Genomic DNA, 16,190 nt, shown 5'->3' on the forward strand with positions numbered 1-16,190 from the left:
TAATCACTCTATCACACATTTCCTAACAATTGCATGACTAAACTTAATTATTCTCTTAAGTTCTTTGAAGTAATCAATTGGATCACAATCTATGACTATGTCCGGCGATATTTGCGAAAATAGTCTAAGAGCATTTTCTTCTGTTCGAAACTTTAATACAATAATATTTATTTTATCAATGATATTTTTGTCTAGAACTTTTGTTAAATTCTTAATTAATTCTTTACTAGTAATTATAAACAACTCATTATTGTCTAGGCATTTTTTAACAATACTGCCAACAGCATCTATGAGTCGACGACTGCTAATAAGAAAAGCTATTCTCATCCATATAATCATCTCCTGCTTCTCCCATAATAACTTATTAAAACGTAACGTTTTAAAATTGGATGAACTACCGCTAATTATGGAGAAAAATAATTAAGGGAGGGTTCAATGCCTGTCCCCCAAGAATTAATAGATTTATTGAAAGAGCACGAGCTGGAGGTTAAGAAGAGGAAGGGAAGAATTATTGCCACGCACTCCGAACTACCTGTTTCACTTGTTATTAGATTAAGTGGGTCAACAGCTATAGTAGAATTAGAAGCGGAAGAAGAGCTAAGAGACGTTATGAGCGATCTTATCGAGTCAGGCGAAGACCTAGAATCCATTGTAGAAGATGTATTGAGCGAGATGAGAGATATCGCAGTTGATGTATCAAGACTCCTTAGCGATAAGGGATTCAAAGTTGAGCTGAGATTAAGAGAGGGAGAAAACGACGTAAGAGATGCAATGGAAGAAATACTCGAGGAATATGCTGAATTCGAAGAAGAATAATCCCTTATAAAAAATATTTTATTTAGTTAATCATATCGTTATCTGTAGGTATTCGTTATTTTCGTTTCTATAGAGTTATTTTTACAAAAATACATTAACTATTAGAGATATAAATCTTAGATTGGATATGAATATCGAGTATTTAATTAACTAGGGTGATTATTATGGGTAGATTATTTGGTACGGATGGTGTTAGAGGAATTATAAACGAAGAGTTAACTCCTGAGCTCGCATTAAAGCTTGGAATGGCTATAGGCACATTTTTTGGTGAGGGATCAAAGATTCTTGTGGGTAGAGACGTCCGTGCAGGTGGATACATGATAAAATCAGCTGTTATAGCCGGCTTATTATCTGCTGGCGTAAAAGTTTATGATGGAGAACTAGCTCCAACACCTGCTTTACAGTATGCTGTTAAAACACAAGATTTTGATGGTGGAGTTATAATAACTGCTAGCCATAACCCTTCTAAATATAATGGAATCAAAGTCGTAGCTGCTGACGGAATAGAGGTTCCACGTGAGAAAGAGCTTGAGATCGAGGAGATATATTTTAGTCAGAGATTCAGGAGAGTTCCATGGAGACAACTAATATATGATGCTAAACCTTATCCCTATGTAAACGATATATATGTTAAAGGAGTTATTGAAAAAGTAGATAAGGATCTAATACGTAGTAAGGGATTCAAAATAGTTATAGATCCAGCTAATAGTGTTGGAGCATTAACATCGCCTAGGATTGCAAGAGAGCTTGGAGTTAAAGTTTATACGGTTAACGGACATTTAGATCCTACTTTTCCGGGAAGAGAGCCTGAACCTATACCTGAGCATCTAGGCGAAACAGCTAGAACTGTTGTTAGTATTGGTGCGGTTTTAGGCGTTGCACATGATGGAGATGCTGATCGAGCTATATTTATTGATGACAAGGGTAGGGTGCAATGGGGTGATCGTACAGCAACGATCCTTGCCAGGTATCTTGTTGAAAAACACCCTGAACTACCCAGAAAGGTGTATACGGCGGTTTCATCCAGCACTATCATCGAAGAAATACTAAAACCGCTCGGCATAGAAGTAGTGTGGTTAAAGGTTGGAAGCGTTGATATTTCGAGAACAATGCAGAGAAACAATGATGCTCTCTGCGGATTCGAAGAAAATGGTGGATTCATGTATCCACCACATCAACTAGTTAGAGATGGAGGCATGACTCTAGCCCTCATGCTGGAAATGATTGCGAAAGAGAACAGAAAGCTTTCAGAAATATATGATGATCTCCCACAATACCACTTGATAAAAACCAAGATACCAATGACAAGAGATAAAGCATTACTCGTTGTTGAACAAGTTAAAGAATACTTTAAGAACTATAGACAAATAACTATTGACGGTGTAAAAGTTATATCAGATGACTTCTGGTTACTTGTGAGGCCTAGCGGCACAGAGCCTTTGCTAAGAATAATGTTAGAAGCAAAAACTAAGGAAAAAGCAGAAGAACTATTATCAATAGTTAAGAAAATCGCTGAAGAGGTGACAGGTAAGAAATGATGCGCTATTGGGGATTAGATTTTATCAGATGCCTACACTGTAAAAATTATCCATTAAAACTAATACCTCTAGAGACAATCGAAGAAGACGTTGATACATCCGGCTTAGAATTTCCGCTATGTAGAAACTATTGTGCATACCTAGATAAACCTATTAAACAAGGCGAAACTTATCCATGCGAAAAATGTTTGAGAATAGGGATTAAAGAAGGTGTGCTCTATTGTCCTAAATGTAAGAGATGGTATCCTATTAAAAACGGGATCGTATACTTACTCCGAGATAATAAAAGGAGGAAAGAATCAGATATAGAATTCCTTAAGAAATGGAAGGATAGATTACCGAAAGAAATAGTTTACGAAGGCTTACCATATAATCTGTCTAGCACAGGTAACGATTAAACTATGCAAAAAATATTTAGCAGTATTTAAACTTAGTGAAAAACCAAGGCCTAGCAAAAAGGTGGTTGACTAGTTATGGATGGATATTTTCCAAACTTAGAAGCATGGGTTAAGAGACAACAGGAGATTAAGGAAAGCTTTATGAAAGCGGAAGAACACTATGAGAAACTAGATCGTTTGGAGCTTATACTATTATCGAGACAAGCATTCCAGCATATGCTTAGAACCATAGAAGCCTTTGATCAATGGTTAAAAGAACCCATGGTTATAAGTCATATGCCAAGAGAAATGCTAGTAGATCTCTGGACTAAGTTGAGAACAATATTCTATCAATTATTAGATCTCGATATAGAGCACACTTCTAAATTTAATGAATATATAAAGAAACTTGCAAAAGAAGGCAAATTAAACCCCATATTAACAATTGGCAGGCGAGAAAAAGAAACAAGGAGATTCCAAGTCACCCCCTCTATGTAGAAAATCATGTAATACAATAAACTCGAAGAAAACTTATAGGGAATATGTAAAGATTTTGTGGCCGTGCAACTCGTCCACGGGCTCATCCATGGGCCACACGGCCCCGTTACCCGGGGCCCTGACCCCCTATTTGAATCTTTAAATAATAAGGCTTTTTAAATCTTAGAATAGTCGTCTTCTTCTCCTAGGTCTTGTCCTCATTTCTACTTCGGCATCTATTGGTGCTATTTTTATTCTTAATTCTTCGATCAGTTTTTGTATCTCTTCCTTTTCTTCATCACTAATAACATTACTGTGTTTTTCTAGAAATTCTTTTCCAAGACTTGTTACTTCTAGCTTTTTTCGTGGATTTGTCTCTAATAATCCTACATATCTTAATGCAAGCGTGTCATTGAGTATTTCCTTACTTGATGGGAATTGTCCAAGCATTACATAGTTATAGCCTAGATCATATCCTTTCTCCTTCATATAGTACAATAGGTACTGTAGGGCTTTTTCACTAATACTTCCAAGCTGTGAAATTATATATAATAACTTAATTTTCCTATGATCTTTCTCTATATCATTAATAGTTATAACATGCCTTGTTACTATTTTGAGCTCTTTTGATCTACCAGTACTAGGTTTTGACATTTATCTCACCTCAATATATAAACATTTTTTGTTCTAGGTAGATTAGACTTGTGGTTGCCCGTGCTTTATTATTTTGCACGGTACAATTTCCAAAACAACCAAGTATCCAAACAAGCGGATAGCCTATTTAATATTTTGTTCATGGAATCTATTTATTGTTTTATTTATGATTATTTTTCTTCTAGTTCTTTATATAGTCTCTTAATAGCTTCTTCCTTACTGTATCCATGCATGATCAGAACGTTTAGTTTATATTTTAGGAGAGTCTCTCCTTCTACTCCATAAATTTCTCTGTATTTTCCTAGTAGCTTATTCATGAGCTCGCTTGTCTTTTCGGTTATTTTTTCACTTCTGTTTTCAGAGAGTTTCTTTGTTAAATCCATAATATTTGAAATTATTGTTTGTATTTTATCCTGATAGGTTTTTGATCTTGTGGTTTTTAATAATTGGAAATATGTTGTTGCTGAAATTATTATTAGAATATAGATCATTGCAATATATAGGTTTTGAGACGTTAACTTGTTTATAAAGTATGATAGCGAGAACAAGCCTGTTATTGCAGAAGCTAGTATTGCTATATATGCATAGTCTAGTCTGATCATTGAAAGCACTAATGCCACGCCTCCAATGAGTGTAATGATCGTGTTAATGATGAGTTGGCTTTGCGTGTTACTTGCAATTATAAGATTTATCAAATAGATTATGAATGCTAGATATATTGGCGAATAAAACATTATTTTTGAGCGGAGTATGTCTTTTTTCATTACATAAATGTAATCCTTAATTGATCTATCAAGGTCTCTGATAACAGCGTGGATTTCCTCAGCAGATATTTCTTCAATATTAACAAGCTTGACAAGCTCTTCTAAATACTTAATTATATGCATGAATAAATCAACTTGATACTTTGAAATTATAGGTGTAGGGCTTACCTTACTTAGTTCTTCATATTCATTTTTAAGTTTTTTAACTAACTGGTTGAACATTGGTTGTTCACGTGACTTGTCTTGCAGTATCTTTAATACCTCAAGCAATCTTTTCTTAAGCATTTGGTGAAGCCTATTACTCGTTTCCAAAACAATTACACCCTAACAAGATACTAATTAGTATAAATCACTTTATATAGCATTTATAAGTCAAGCTATATATCTACCTCTACACACTTTAAATCATAGAGTAAGTGATGACTAGGTTGTACCACCGAGGCCTTAGGGGCTGGGGCCCATGATGACTTCAGCGGCGACTGATTAAAAGCTCCTACTTAATATAATAGTTATATAGAGATTCGAAGAAGAACTTGTATCCTTATATTAGGATAAATATAAACGAGGGCGGCCCCGGGTTTTAATCAATGATAAAGAGGTGGTGTAAATGGGTGTTGAGATAAAAATTGAGAAACCAAGACCTAAGAGAATAGGTGCTCATAGCCATATACGTGGTTTGGGTCTGGATGAGAAAGGTAAAGCATTACCCGTTGCAGATGGTCTTGTTGGACAGTTAGAGGCTAGAGAAGCAGCTGGCATAGTTGTTAATATGATTAAAGAAGGAAGAATAGCGGGTAGAGGAATCTTATTGGTTGGACCACCAGGAACAGGGAAGACAGCTATAGCTATAGCTATTGCAAGAGAGCTTGGAGAAGATACACCCTTTGTAGCAATGAGCGGATCAGAAATATATAGTAGTGAGAAAAAGAAAACAGAAATATTAATGGAAGCTATGAGAAGAGCGCTCGGCGTTAGACTAAGAGAAAAAAGACTAGTCTATGAAGGTGTTGTACAAGAACTAAAGATACGTAGAGCAAGACATCCTATGGTTCCATACATGACTGTTCCAAAAGAGGCAAGAATAACTCTCGCCACCAAAGACGAAGAATTAACATTAACCGTGGGAGAGGAGATAACGCATCAATTACTCGAACTAGGAGTTCGACGCGGAGACTTAATATGGATTGATGCTGAAACGGGCCGAGTTTACCGAGTAGGTAAAGTAAAAGGTGTTGAGAAGGCTAGGTATTATGATATTGAAACACATAAAGTTGTAGAAATGCCTAGGGGGCCTGTTAAGAAAGAGAAGGAAATAGTTAGAACATTTACGCTACACGATTTAGATGTATATGTTGCTAGTCAACGAGCATTAATAAGCTTCTTCACCATTGGCGTGGAAAGAGAAATACCTCCGGAGGTCAGGAAAGAAGTTGATGATATGGTTAAGAAATGGATTGATGAAAAGAAAGCAGAAATTATTCCCGGCGTATTATTCATAGATGACGCTCACATGCTTGATATAGAAGCATATAGTTTCTTATCCAGAGCTATGGAGAGCGATTTATCACCAATAATAATATTGGCAACCAATAGAGGAATTGCTAAGATAAGAGGTACTGATATCGAATCACCTCATGGTATCCCCCTTGATCTCCTTGATAGATTATTGATTATTCCTACAAGACCGTATAAGCCCGAAGAAATAAGGGAAATCATAAAGATCAGGGCTGAAGAAGAAAATATAAAGCTGTCAGATGAAGCACTCGAAGAACTTGTAAGGATCGGGGCTGAAACCAGCCTAAGATATGCTGTTCAACTAATGGAGCCAGCTCGGATAATAGCATCTGTTAATGGAAGAGAACAAGTATCTGTTGAAGATATTCGTAGAGTTGCAAAAATATTCATAGATACAAGCAGAAGTGTCAAGTACCTTAAAGAATTCGAAGAGAAATTCATGAAATAAATTAGTTATAAAACTTTTTATAATAAATTCTTCCCTTACAACACTCTATGAAAAACATGTTTTGTCATGGTGAAGTATTATTGGATAGAAAATTCTGGGAAGCTGTTCTAGAATTATTGAAGAAATACAGTAACACTCCTCATCATAAAGATGGAAAAATATTAGGATCAATGACAACTACGCCGCATCCTCTAGCAGTTTATGCATATTTAATGTTTATACATACAAATGCATCTGATCCAGTTATTTTTAAAGAGATCGAGAACATGATGAATGATATAATATATGAACTTATAAAACTATATCACGGAGGAGAGTCAGGAATTCTAACCAGCGGTGGAACAGAATCTAATATAGCAGCTATTCTAGTGGCCAAGAAAATCTTTCCTAACCGATCAAACACTGTTATAGCCCCAGATACTGTGCATGTATCTGTTGATAAAGCATGTGATATCATGAATTGTAAACTTGTTAAAATACCTACTAACGGGAACCCAGTAAATGCTTCTATATTGGAGGAATATGTTCGAAAATATAATCCATTTGCAGTAGTGATTACTGCAGGAACGACTGAGAGAGGATTAATTGATCCAGTAAAAGGCATTAGTGAATTAGCTGAAGAATACAATGTTTACCTACATGTTGATGCAGCATATGGAGGATTGCTTATACCTTTTCTATATAGGCATGGAATCATAGGAGAGAATCTTAAATTCTATAATGGTGTGTCAAGTATATCTGTTGATTTCCATAAAAACGGCTTAGCACCTATTCCTTCAGGAATTTTATTGTTTAATAGTAAAAGATACTCGGAGAAAATATGTTACAAAGCAGAATATACATTATATGGTAAATACTGTGGATTACTTGGAACAAGACCGGGAGGATCTGTTGCCTCTATATGGATTCTCTTAAAAATATATGGTTTAGATCTATATGAGAAAATCGCGTTAAAAACATACAATATAGCAATGTATACTTATCGTAGACTATCTGCGTTAAAAGAACTAAAAGTGTTTAAGCCTATTCTGCCGATTGTCGTATTCAAACACAAGTATATCGATTATATTGAACTATTACAAAGAATTCTAAGTAAGGGATACTTTCTATATAAGTCGCCAAGTCTAGAAGCACTAAGAATAGTTATAATGCCTCATGTAGAAAAATCTCATATAGACGATTTTGTGAATATTGTCAGAGAAATAATACAATAATTTCATCTATTATTGCTTTAAACGAAATAATTAGAGAAATAACTGCGATAATCGATAAGACCAGCGTATTTAGTTTATATAGATTATCCCCCGACGATCTATATAGATAGTAAAACACAAATGATAATATGAGAATACTTAAAGAGAAAAGTAAACCCACAATATCTGAGGCATAAATAGTTATATCAACGAGTATTCTCTCTATTTCTGGAATAGTTCCGAGAAAAGGAGCCAATAATATTATAGATGCAATAAATACAAGTGTAAACGATAAGCTAAATTTATACCTTGATACAAGGACTCTACTACTATTCATAGTTATAGCTGAGCTAGTTAATAATATACTAATCGAAGCTAAAATAACAGTTGCTGTAATACCTATCAATAATATTTTTGAAGATAATATTGGATTAAGTGGTAAATAAATAAGCATTCTTATATCAGATGGATTTATTCCAGATAAGTAGGAATAATAAGCTATCGAAGTACCTATAAGTACTCCAAAAATATATGCCGGAAGTAAATCATTTGTTGACTTAGCATCTTCTTGAATTATTAACGAGTAGGGAGACGCTATTGAGCCCCAGAGAGCAGCTATTAAAGCATAATGAGAATATTTCGCTCCTATAATGCTTGCATCAATAATGTTTGTTGACTCTTTATTTATGACTAAATAAATTAATGCTACTAAATATGTTAGAAGCAGTATTGATAAAATACTTAGAATTTTTTCTATTGATTTAAACTTATATGTATTTGCTAGAGAGAATATTATTGTTATAAAAACTATAATATACGGAACCCATAATCCGCCTAACATTAAATAATAGATATATGTTAGTATAAGAATGTTTACTAGAAGGATCAGGTTAGAGGAAATATAGATTAATATCCTATACAAGTTGAAGAGGGCTTTTGATAAGGATCTTATTAGGGAACTTAGCCTTTTTCCTAAACTTACATATAGAAGAGTTATTGTTTGCTGTATATAGATTGTGGCTAAGAACATTACTGAAATAAATATAACACTATAGAACCCGTATAGTGTTCCGAAAAACATGTATAAAACAATATTTGTTAATTCAATACCTGATATAGCGGCTATTAATCCTGGCCCCCATATATTCTTAGACAAGAAGTTTCACCCTGTAAAAATAATTGGTTGCCACTAGATTGCATTCTCATCACTTATTTTCCTTGAGGTCGATTTCGTGATTTTCAATATTGTGTCAAGTTGTTTTTCATTCAGATTATTTAATAGAATTATTACACTTTTGCTAAGCGGTTTTAATTCATGAACATGGATAGGATTATTATTTTTGTTTCTCGGCATTCTATTGTTTTCTTTGATGTATTTGTCATTATAGATCAATGGTATTATGATCAAGGTAAGATATATGGCAATAATCAATAATGATATTTGATCGATCAATTCTTAACCACCATATTATCAATTATTGAAGTCTTAAATATACTCTCCTGTATAGAAGATAGTCGCTTCAGATTATTTATAAAGGAAGGACAAGTAAATACTATGGAATGATTTTTGTTAATAATTAATTATTAACAGAGTATTACAGATTCACTATTATCTTCGAGACCCGCTTTATCACGATCTTTCGTAGCCCTCTATTACCGTTTTTTAAACCTGATATAACTAATCCTGCATCTTCAAGTTTTTTTACATGTTTGCTTATAACAGATACAGGTAATCGTGTGATTTCGGATAGTTCCTTTATACTTAAACCGTTATTTCTAGATAGATGATACAGGATAAGTCGCCTGGTTTTTGACGACAATATATCCCCTAATTTTATTAATCCATATAGATCATTAATTATGAGAATATTATTTTTAATCATGTATTTAAGCGATCTAATCTCATCTAAACTCTTACTTGTAAATACTTGTTCAACCAATATTTCCACCTAATAATTTTGATAAAATTAAATTATTTATTGAAATGTATTTCATCATACAAGTTCTAGCCATGATAGAAAAGTTTATATATTGAGAATTTTAACTCCCCTAGTTTTATAGGATAGTATTTCACTTTATAAGTATTGGTGAATACTTAGATTGGTAAAGATCGGTATTATATATAAACAGTTAACTGACAGAGACTTTAAAGTATTAGAAGCTATTGAGAGAGGGCATTCTAAATACGAGTATGTTCCGTTGGAAATCATTGAGAAATATACTAGACTTCCCGAACAACATGTTGTTCTTTCTTTATCTAAGCTTCATAGGCTAAGTCTAGTTAAGAGAAAGTCTATTTCAGGATACAAAGCATTTCGTCTAACCTATTTAGGGCTTGATATGATTGCATTAAATTATTTAGTTAGGAAAAACATTATAGAAGCAATAGGGGATCGTATAGGCGTAGGGAAGGAGAGCGAGATCTTTAAAGCTATTGCTCCCGGCAATATTCTTGTAGCCGTTAAATTCATGCGTATAGGTAGAACTAGTTTTAGGAGAACAAGAATTGTTAGATCATGGGGGTTTAATCCTAGGCTAGACTGGTTCAAACAAGCTAAAACTGCCGCTGAAAGAGAATTTAAAGCAACCCATGAACTATTTCTTGTTGGTGCAGATGTTCCTAGACCTTTAGCATTTAATAGACACGTTGTAGTAACAGAGTACATTAGCGGTATCGAACTATATAGGAGGCCTCAATTAAACAATCCAGAAGTTGTTCTTGACAGAATATTAAGTACTCTTAGAAAAGCATATTTGGAGGTTGGCATTATTCACGGGGACTTGAGTGAATATAATGTTATAGTTGATATTGAAAAGAATAAACCCTATATCATTGATTGGCCACAATATGTTTACAGAGATGATCCCATGGCTGATCACCTTTTGAGAAGAGATGTAGAATATATAGTCAGGTTTTTCAATAAACATTATAAGGTCGGAGTTGATTTAGAAAAAGCCTATTTATATGTTAGGGGGGAATATGAGCACTACTAGAAAAAATATTGTAGCAGGAATTGATATACTTCCAGGATATTCTGCTCAATCAAGTAATAAACAGCCTCATTATGCCCTTGTACTCGTAGATTTAAATGGAAACATAATTGACAGTTATGAAGACGTATCATTTGCCCGCCTTTTAAGACTTGTTTGGGAACATAAGCCATCGATAATAGCAATAGATAATGTTTTTGAGTTGGCAGAGAATGTTGATGGTCTAAGAAGAATTATTGACATGTTACCGCCTCAAACAAAGCTAGTACAGGTAACAGGGTGGGGACCTGAAGCAGTTAATGTGAAAACAATAGCTAGGAAAATGGGATTAGAAGTTCATGGAAAACTATCACCATTAAAAACAGCATATCTAGCCGCTCTAATAGCTTCTAAAGGAGAAGGTGTTGTAGTTAAGCTGCTCGAAGAAAAAACAAAAATAATAGTTACACGTGGGCGTAGCGTAGGGCATGGAGGAATGAGCTATGATAGATATAGAAGAAGCATAAGAGCAGGAATACTTAATGTTACGAAGACCGTTAAGAAGATTCTTGATCAAAATGGTTTCGATTATGATCTAGTATTTCGAAAAAGTAATGGGGGACTAGAAAAAAGCATCTTTACAGTATATGCTCCCCGAGATAAACTTTATGGTTTGATAAAGCCTTTTAAAAATAAAAGCGTACGACTTATTGTAAAACCAATATATACAAATAAGGTATCATTCGAAAATACTGGAACAGAGAAGCCAAGAAAAGGATTAATAATAGGGATTGATCCAGGAATAAGTACTGGTATAGCAGTTATTGATCTTGAAGGAACTCCTTTGTTTCTATATAGTTCCAAAAACTTTGATCGAGGAGAAATACTCAATATAGTATCATCTATGGGAGAAGCTGTCATCGTCGCAACAGATGTATCTCATCCCCCAGAGCTAGTTAAGAAAACAGCCTCCATATTAAATGCACAATTATATCTACCTCCAAGAGATATAACAAACGATGAAAAACATAATCTGATAAATAAATTATTGAAAAAATATCCATGGCTAGATGTTCAGGATACACATGAAAGAGACGCATTAGTAGCAGCATATAAAGCATATCTCTCCATATCTGAAAAAATCAGGCAAGCACTCTTGAAAATAGAAGATATCGATTTATCCATCGATAAAGAGAGAATAAAAATAAGTATAGCCAGAGGAAAAAGCATAGCAGAAGCTATCGAAGAGGAGATTAGAAAGCTTCTCAACAAAGAGAATACGACGATTACGACCATAAAAGATAAGACTGTGGAGAACCATAACATTATGGATGATCAGAATAGAAAATTTGAGAAATTTATTAATGAAATAAAGCGATTAAGAGCTTACATTGCTAGGTTGGAAAACAAACTCAAAGAAAAAGATCAATTAATCGAAGACTTAATATTAGAACTAAAGTATGTTAAGAAGTCAACTATTAACAATGATAAATACAGTAGAAAAATCAATTTACTAATTAATGAAAACTTAAGTCTCAGAAAGAGACTAAAAGAAATGGAAGAAAAACTTGTTGAAACCCATAAAAAATATATGGAGCTTGGCAAACTACTAGAAGAAATAGTGAAGGGTGAAGAAATAGCTGTTCCGCATATTGCTAACTTATCTTATAATTCGGTTAAAAAAATTGTTAATACATCTAAAATAGAGAAAAATGATTATAATATAGTATATGTTGACGAAATTATGCCTTTAGATAACAATACGATTCAAACTCTAAGGAAATATAAAGTTGCAATACTTACGAAAAAAGATTATGGTCAATTATATATTGATTTAAAGGTTCCAGTTGTTCAAGTTAAAGATGCGAAGTTTTATGATAAATACGCTTTTATCAAAAAAGATATACTATCAGTAGTTGAAAAGCAATGGAGAAAAATAGAAGAGATCATTGCTGAGGAAAAATATGAACGTGTCATTAAGCTGGTTGAGGAATACCAGGAGAAGAGAAAAAAGAAGCTCGGAATAGAAAAACTCACACCTTATTAGACTAGTAAAGTATTTCTTTTCCTTCAAGTATATCCATAGTTACTTTGGTTATATTAGCTAGTTCTTCATCAGCTATTGCCCTTATTTCTTCAACAACATGACCAGGTAGTTCAAGATGCTTATTATCTGGTATTATTTTAATACTAGCTACAAGTGGTTGATCAATTGGTTTCCCTATCTGGCTCAATAATTCTACATATACGTCTTTGAACCCATCTATACTTTCATATACTTTCTCTGCTATTCTCTTTGCAATTACATTATATATTTTACCTACATGATTCACCGGGTTCTTGCCGGCAGTAGCTTCAAGACTAATAGGTCTCATTGGAGGTATTAATCCATTAGCTCTATTCCCTCTCCCAGTAGCTCCATCATCTCCGTGCTCAGCAGAGGTACCTGTTACTGTTAAGTAAACAACTCCTTTATCCGGCATATCAGCTGTATTAACGAATACCTTTACATCATAGTCTCCAGCTATTTTAGATGCAAGATCAAGAACATCTTCTTTGATTTGCTCTTTTATGTTAAGGTATTCATCTAAGTCTCTAACTAAACTATCAATTATTGCTGCAGCAATTGTTAAGAAAATCTTTTTATCTTGTCTAAGACCCATAACCTTAACATCTTCGCCAACAGCTGGATTACGGGATTTATAGTCTCTAGAGTTCAACATTTTTTCTGTCTCTAGAACTAATTCCTCAAGAGTTGATAAAGGAGCATACCCAACTCCTATACTTGTATCGTTAGCCAACGGAATAGTTTTCTTTCCAGCTTCGAAAACAGAGACAAGATCAGTACTTCCTTTTCTAACTTTGTAATCAATGATCACATGTCTATCTGGGTCAAGATATCTCATGTTCTTTTTTATCCATTCACGAACAGCTTCAACAATTAATGAGCCAAAAGGAACCTTAATTACTCCATCTTCGGTTTTTACTTCGGTAGTAGCTCTACCAGCTACAACAATATATATTGGTTCAATAATATAACCTCCACCAAAACTAGGATTCGATTGTCCACCGACTAAAAGGGTTTTATCAAGGTTGTGATGTAGGATCGTTCCAAACTCTTTGAGATAATATTTGCTAAGAGCTCTTGAAGCCCACTCACTAGCAGAGTCAGCAATGTAGTCTGGATGCCCGACTCCTTTTCTCTCTACAAGTTCTACTTTCATATCTTTTACGCTTTGATACTTGAGTGTCTCTACAACAATGTTTCTCTTCGTCATCTTCGCAACAACCTCGTAAGTATTAATTGATAAAATCAAATAAGCTTATCTATATAGATATTTTGGTGACAATATAAATCTTATATCCCACTCTAATAACCCTGAAGCTATATTAACATTCAGTAATCAAAGGAGCTTTGCCTCGTTTTATCCCTATTATCCGCGATTTACCAGGTAATCTATACATTAATTCATTCTTAGTAATTCCTATAACATGATCTTCGAGCTTTTTATGGAAGGATCTAATTAATTTATCTGATACTTCGCCTATACCCATGTCTCCCGGAACAATAACAGCATACACTATGCTTTTATTCGCTACTAGTTCTTCAGGTCCAACAATGATTCTCTGATATAATCCGTAGACAGGGTCGCAGTTCTCCTCTATACCAATAGCTAGCTCAAGTTTTGTCTTGACATAGTTTTTCTTCCCATATATCATAAATGCTCCTTTCGACAAGTATTCTCCGCTTGGAGGAGTCTTAGAGACCTGGCTTGCATGTACCCAGAAAACATCTATTGCTCCAAACCCTTCGTTCCAAGCCTTAGAATAACAAGCTGCTATAACTGCTGCTTCTTCAATACTTTTCTGACTCGGCATCCTATTATGTGTTTTTATAACTGTAGCTGGTGCTCCATGTATATCTGCATGAAGAAATATATCATGGGGCTCCATATATTTCTTAACAATTAGCTCATTCTGATCAGCATCTCTCCCAGCTATAACTAAGAACCCCTCACTTGTAATCATCCAATGGAATCGCTCATACCATAGACGAGGCTTTATTCCTATCTCGGTTTTCTTCTCAATTAATTGTTTTTTATTCACAGCTTCCTCCAACGATTTCTCGAGTTCTCTAAGTGCTTCCTCAGCTCTTTTAGCTTTTTTTAATAGTTCTCCAGATAATTTTTTGTATCTGAGAATATTGTTCCACGTATCTAAACGTATATCGATCGGTATTTCATAGTCATCGAGCTTAACAATTACTATTCCCTTATCCTTATAAAATTCTACAATATTTGGACAATTCTCAACGATCTTTTCCCAACCACTAGTTCTCCTAGTTTCATGCACGCATTTAAGGATTTTTTCCAGCACATTATAGTTTGTAACTAATGTTTCTGAGAATTTTCTATACTTCTCCGATTCTTCAATATATTTCTTAATAATTTTTTGTTGTTCTTCTATATTCTTCTTTATCTTCTCTATGAGCATTTGTTGCTTAGTTGTTTTTTGTTCATAATATATTCTCTTCTCGTATTCACCATAGTAAATATCTAAAACATGGTTTAATTCATCATATTTTTCCACATTTAACTCGTATAGTTCCTTATATAGTTTGGGTTCGTAAGACGTATAAATGTGTGGCTCGTTATTTAGCTTAACTAGGTAGCCTTTTCCCTCGAGAACTTCATTAATAATTTTTTCGAATATATAAATTAGTGAATATAGATCTGTCTTTTCGATCATATTGATCTTGTAGTTCTTTTTCTCATAGAGTCCGGCACGATATATTAGTTCTTCAGCAATATATCCTGGTAATCCCCATCCTTTAACAATACCTCTAACTAAGTCTTTTCCTTCACCTAGTAGTTCTAATAGTTTCGCATCATCTAGTTTTAAAAGATCTATTCTACCGGGTGGCGGTGTATATTTGCTTCCACGCTTGATGATGCGGTCTCTAAGTTCTTGGAACCTATTGGCATATAATATATTATATGTTTCATTTGTTAATACTAAGAAACCTCGAGGCATGATCTCATTAATAAGTATATATTTTTTGTTTCTACTCTTAACATGTAACTCTATTATTCTCTCCCATCCAAGTTGTTTTACATCTACTATTCTTGCTCCTCGAATATATTTTCTCATAAATGAGGAGAATTTATCGATCTTCTTCTCTAAAGGATCGATGTTTGATACGTGGAGACGAATGCTTGGCTCAATTTTTAAGTAGCTTTTTCCTTTTCCAGGGCATCTAATTTTTAATAACCAATAAAAACCTGTAAAATATATGTTTTCAATGAAACATCCAATGACTTGTTTTCCAAAATTGTTTGTCCAACTATAAATATCTAGTATATCCATTGCTTTTTTAATCATGTTAAACTATCACCTAACCGTTTTATTGATAAATCCATTTAATGTATATATCGGAA

16 protein-coding genes are annotated in these 16,190 nt (G+C 33.9%); 8 read left to right on the plus strand and 8 right to left on the minus strand.

Features of this window, described 5'->3' with window-relative positions:
• Window positions 1-3 precede the first annotated feature (3 nt).
• Window positions 4-339, minus strand: a complete 336-nt coding sequence (locus SMAR_RS06690; protein ID WP_244372368.1) for a hypothetical protein — start codon at window positions 337-339, stop codon at window positions 4-6.
• A 96-nt stretch (window positions 340-435) separates the two neighbouring features.
• Between SMAR_RS06690 and SMAR_RS06695 the strand changes: the two genes are divergently transcribed.
• From SMAR_RS06695 to SMAR_RS06710, 4 genes are all read left to right on the plus strand, one after another.
• The gene (locus tag SMAR_RS06695; protein WP_011839567.1) at window positions 436-816 is read left to right on the plus strand and encodes a hypothetical protein; all 381 of its coding nucleotides are present in this window, start codon (window positions 436-438) and stop codon (window positions 814-816) included.
• A gap of 164 nt (window positions 817-980) precedes the next feature.
• On the plus strand, window positions 981-2,354 hold the full coding sequence (glmM, locus tag SMAR_RS06700) for a phosphoglucosamine mutase (protein WP_011839568.1): 1,374 nt from the start codon (window positions 981-983) through the stop codon (window positions 2,352-2,354).
• Window positions 2,351-2,752 (plus strand): Trm112 family protein, encoded by a 402-nt coding sequence (locus SMAR_RS06705; protein ID WP_011839569.1) that lies wholly within the window; start codon window positions 2,351-2,353, stop codon window positions 2,750-2,752. The genes glmM and SMAR_RS06705 overlap by 4 nt, the downstream gene beginning before the upstream one ends.
• 75 nt (window positions 2,753-2,827) lie before the next feature.
• Complete coding sequence (locus tag SMAR_RS06710; protein ID WP_011839570.1) at window positions 2,828-3,229, plus strand: DUF2153 domain-containing protein; 402 nt, start codon at window positions 2,828-2,830, stop codon at window positions 3,227-3,229.
• 162 nt (window positions 3,230-3,391) lie between these two features.
• On the opposite strand, the gene SMAR_RS06715 is transcribed toward SMAR_RS06710, so the two are convergent.
• Window positions 3,392-3,862: a hypothetical protein gene (locus SMAR_RS06715; protein WP_011839571.1), complete on the minus strand. Its 471-nt coding sequence runs from the start codon at window positions 3,860-3,862 to the stop codon at window positions 3,392-3,394.
• 170 nt (window positions 3,863-4,032) lie between these two features.
• Window positions 4,033-4,938 (minus strand): hypothetical protein, encoded by a 906-nt coding sequence (locus tag SMAR_RS06720; RefSeq protein WP_011839572.1) that lies wholly within the window; start codon window positions 4,936-4,938, stop codon window positions 4,033-4,035.
• A 295-nt stretch (window positions 4,939-5,233) separates the two neighbouring features.
• On the opposite strand from SMAR_RS06720, the gene SMAR_RS06725 reads away from it, so the two are divergent.
• Both SMAR_RS06725 and mfnA read left to right on the plus strand, forming a co-directional pair.
• Window positions 5,234-6,589 (plus strand): RuvB-like helicase, encoded by a 1,356-nt coding sequence (locus SMAR_RS06725; RefSeq protein WP_011839573.1) that lies wholly within the window; start codon window positions 5,234-5,236, stop codon window positions 6,587-6,589.
• An 80-nt stretch (window positions 6,590-6,669) separates the two neighbouring features.
• Window positions 6,670-7,803, plus strand: coding sequence for a tyrosine decarboxylase MfnA (gene mfnA / locus SMAR_RS06730; protein ID WP_244372371.1), 1,134 nt, complete (start codon window positions 6,670-6,672; stop codon window positions 7,801-7,803).
• On the opposite strand, the gene SMAR_RS06735 is transcribed toward mfnA, so the two are convergent.
• The 3 genes from SMAR_RS06735 to SMAR_RS06745 all read right to left on the minus strand — a co-directional run bounded on the left by SMAR_RS06735 (window position 7,784) and on the right by SMAR_RS06745 (window position 9,722).
• On the minus strand, window positions 7,784-8,938 hold the full coding sequence (locus SMAR_RS06735; protein WP_011839575.1) for a hypothetical protein: 1,155 nt from the start codon (window positions 8,936-8,938) through the stop codon (window positions 7,784-7,786). The genes mfnA and SMAR_RS06735 overlap by 20 nt on opposite strands.
• Before the next feature lie 33 nt (window positions 8,939-8,971).
• A complete protein-coding gene (locus SMAR_RS06740) occupies window positions 8,972-9,235 on the minus strand; it encodes a hypothetical protein (protein WP_011839576.1) in 264 nt (87 codons plus the stop codon).
• Window positions 9,236-9,377: 142 nt separating this feature from the next.
• Complete coding sequence (locus SMAR_RS06745; RefSeq protein ID WP_011839577.1) at window positions 9,378-9,722, minus strand: ArsR/SmtB family transcription factor; 345 nt, start codon at window positions 9,720-9,722, stop codon at window positions 9,378-9,380.
• 160 nt (window positions 9,723-9,882) lie between these two features.
• Here SMAR_RS06745 and SMAR_RS06750 point away from each other — a divergent pair, with 160 nt between their 5' ends.
• Both SMAR_RS06750 and SMAR_RS06755 read left to right on the plus strand, forming a co-directional pair.
• A complete protein-coding gene (locus SMAR_RS06750) occupies window positions 9,883-10,776 on the plus strand; it encodes an RIO1 family regulatory kinase/ATPase domain-containing protein (RefSeq protein ID WP_011839578.1) in 894 nt (297 codons plus the stop codon).
• Complete coding sequence (locus SMAR_RS06755) at window positions 10,763-12,799, plus strand: DUF460 domain-containing protein (protein WP_011839579.1); 2,037 nt, start codon at window positions 10,763-10,765, stop codon at window positions 12,797-12,799. Before SMAR_RS06750 ends, SMAR_RS06755 begins: the two co-directional genes overlap by 14 nt.
• Window position 12,800: 1 nt before the next feature.
• On the opposite strand, the gene SMAR_RS06760 is transcribed toward SMAR_RS06755, so the two are convergent.
• Together SMAR_RS06760 and rqcH are read right to left on the minus strand one after the other, a co-directional pair.
• Complete coding sequence (locus tag SMAR_RS06760) at window positions 12,801-14,030, minus strand: methionine adenosyltransferase (RefSeq protein WP_011839580.1); 1,230 nt, start codon at window positions 14,028-14,030, stop codon at window positions 12,801-12,803.
• A 112-nt stretch (window positions 14,031-14,142) separates the two neighbouring features.
• Window positions 14,143-16,134 (minus strand): ribosome rescue protein RqcH, encoded by a 1,992-nt coding sequence (rqcH, locus tag SMAR_RS06765; protein ID WP_011839581.1) that lies wholly within the window; start codon window positions 16,132-16,134, stop codon window positions 14,143-14,145.
• Window positions 16,135-16,190: the final 56 nt, after the last annotated feature.

Origin of the sequence: Staphylothermus marinus F1, from assembly GCF_000015945.1 — an archaeon.
Taxonomy (GTDB): Archaea; Thermoproteota; Thermoprotei_A; order Sulfolobales; family Desulfurococcaceae; genus Staphylothermus; species Staphylothermus marinus.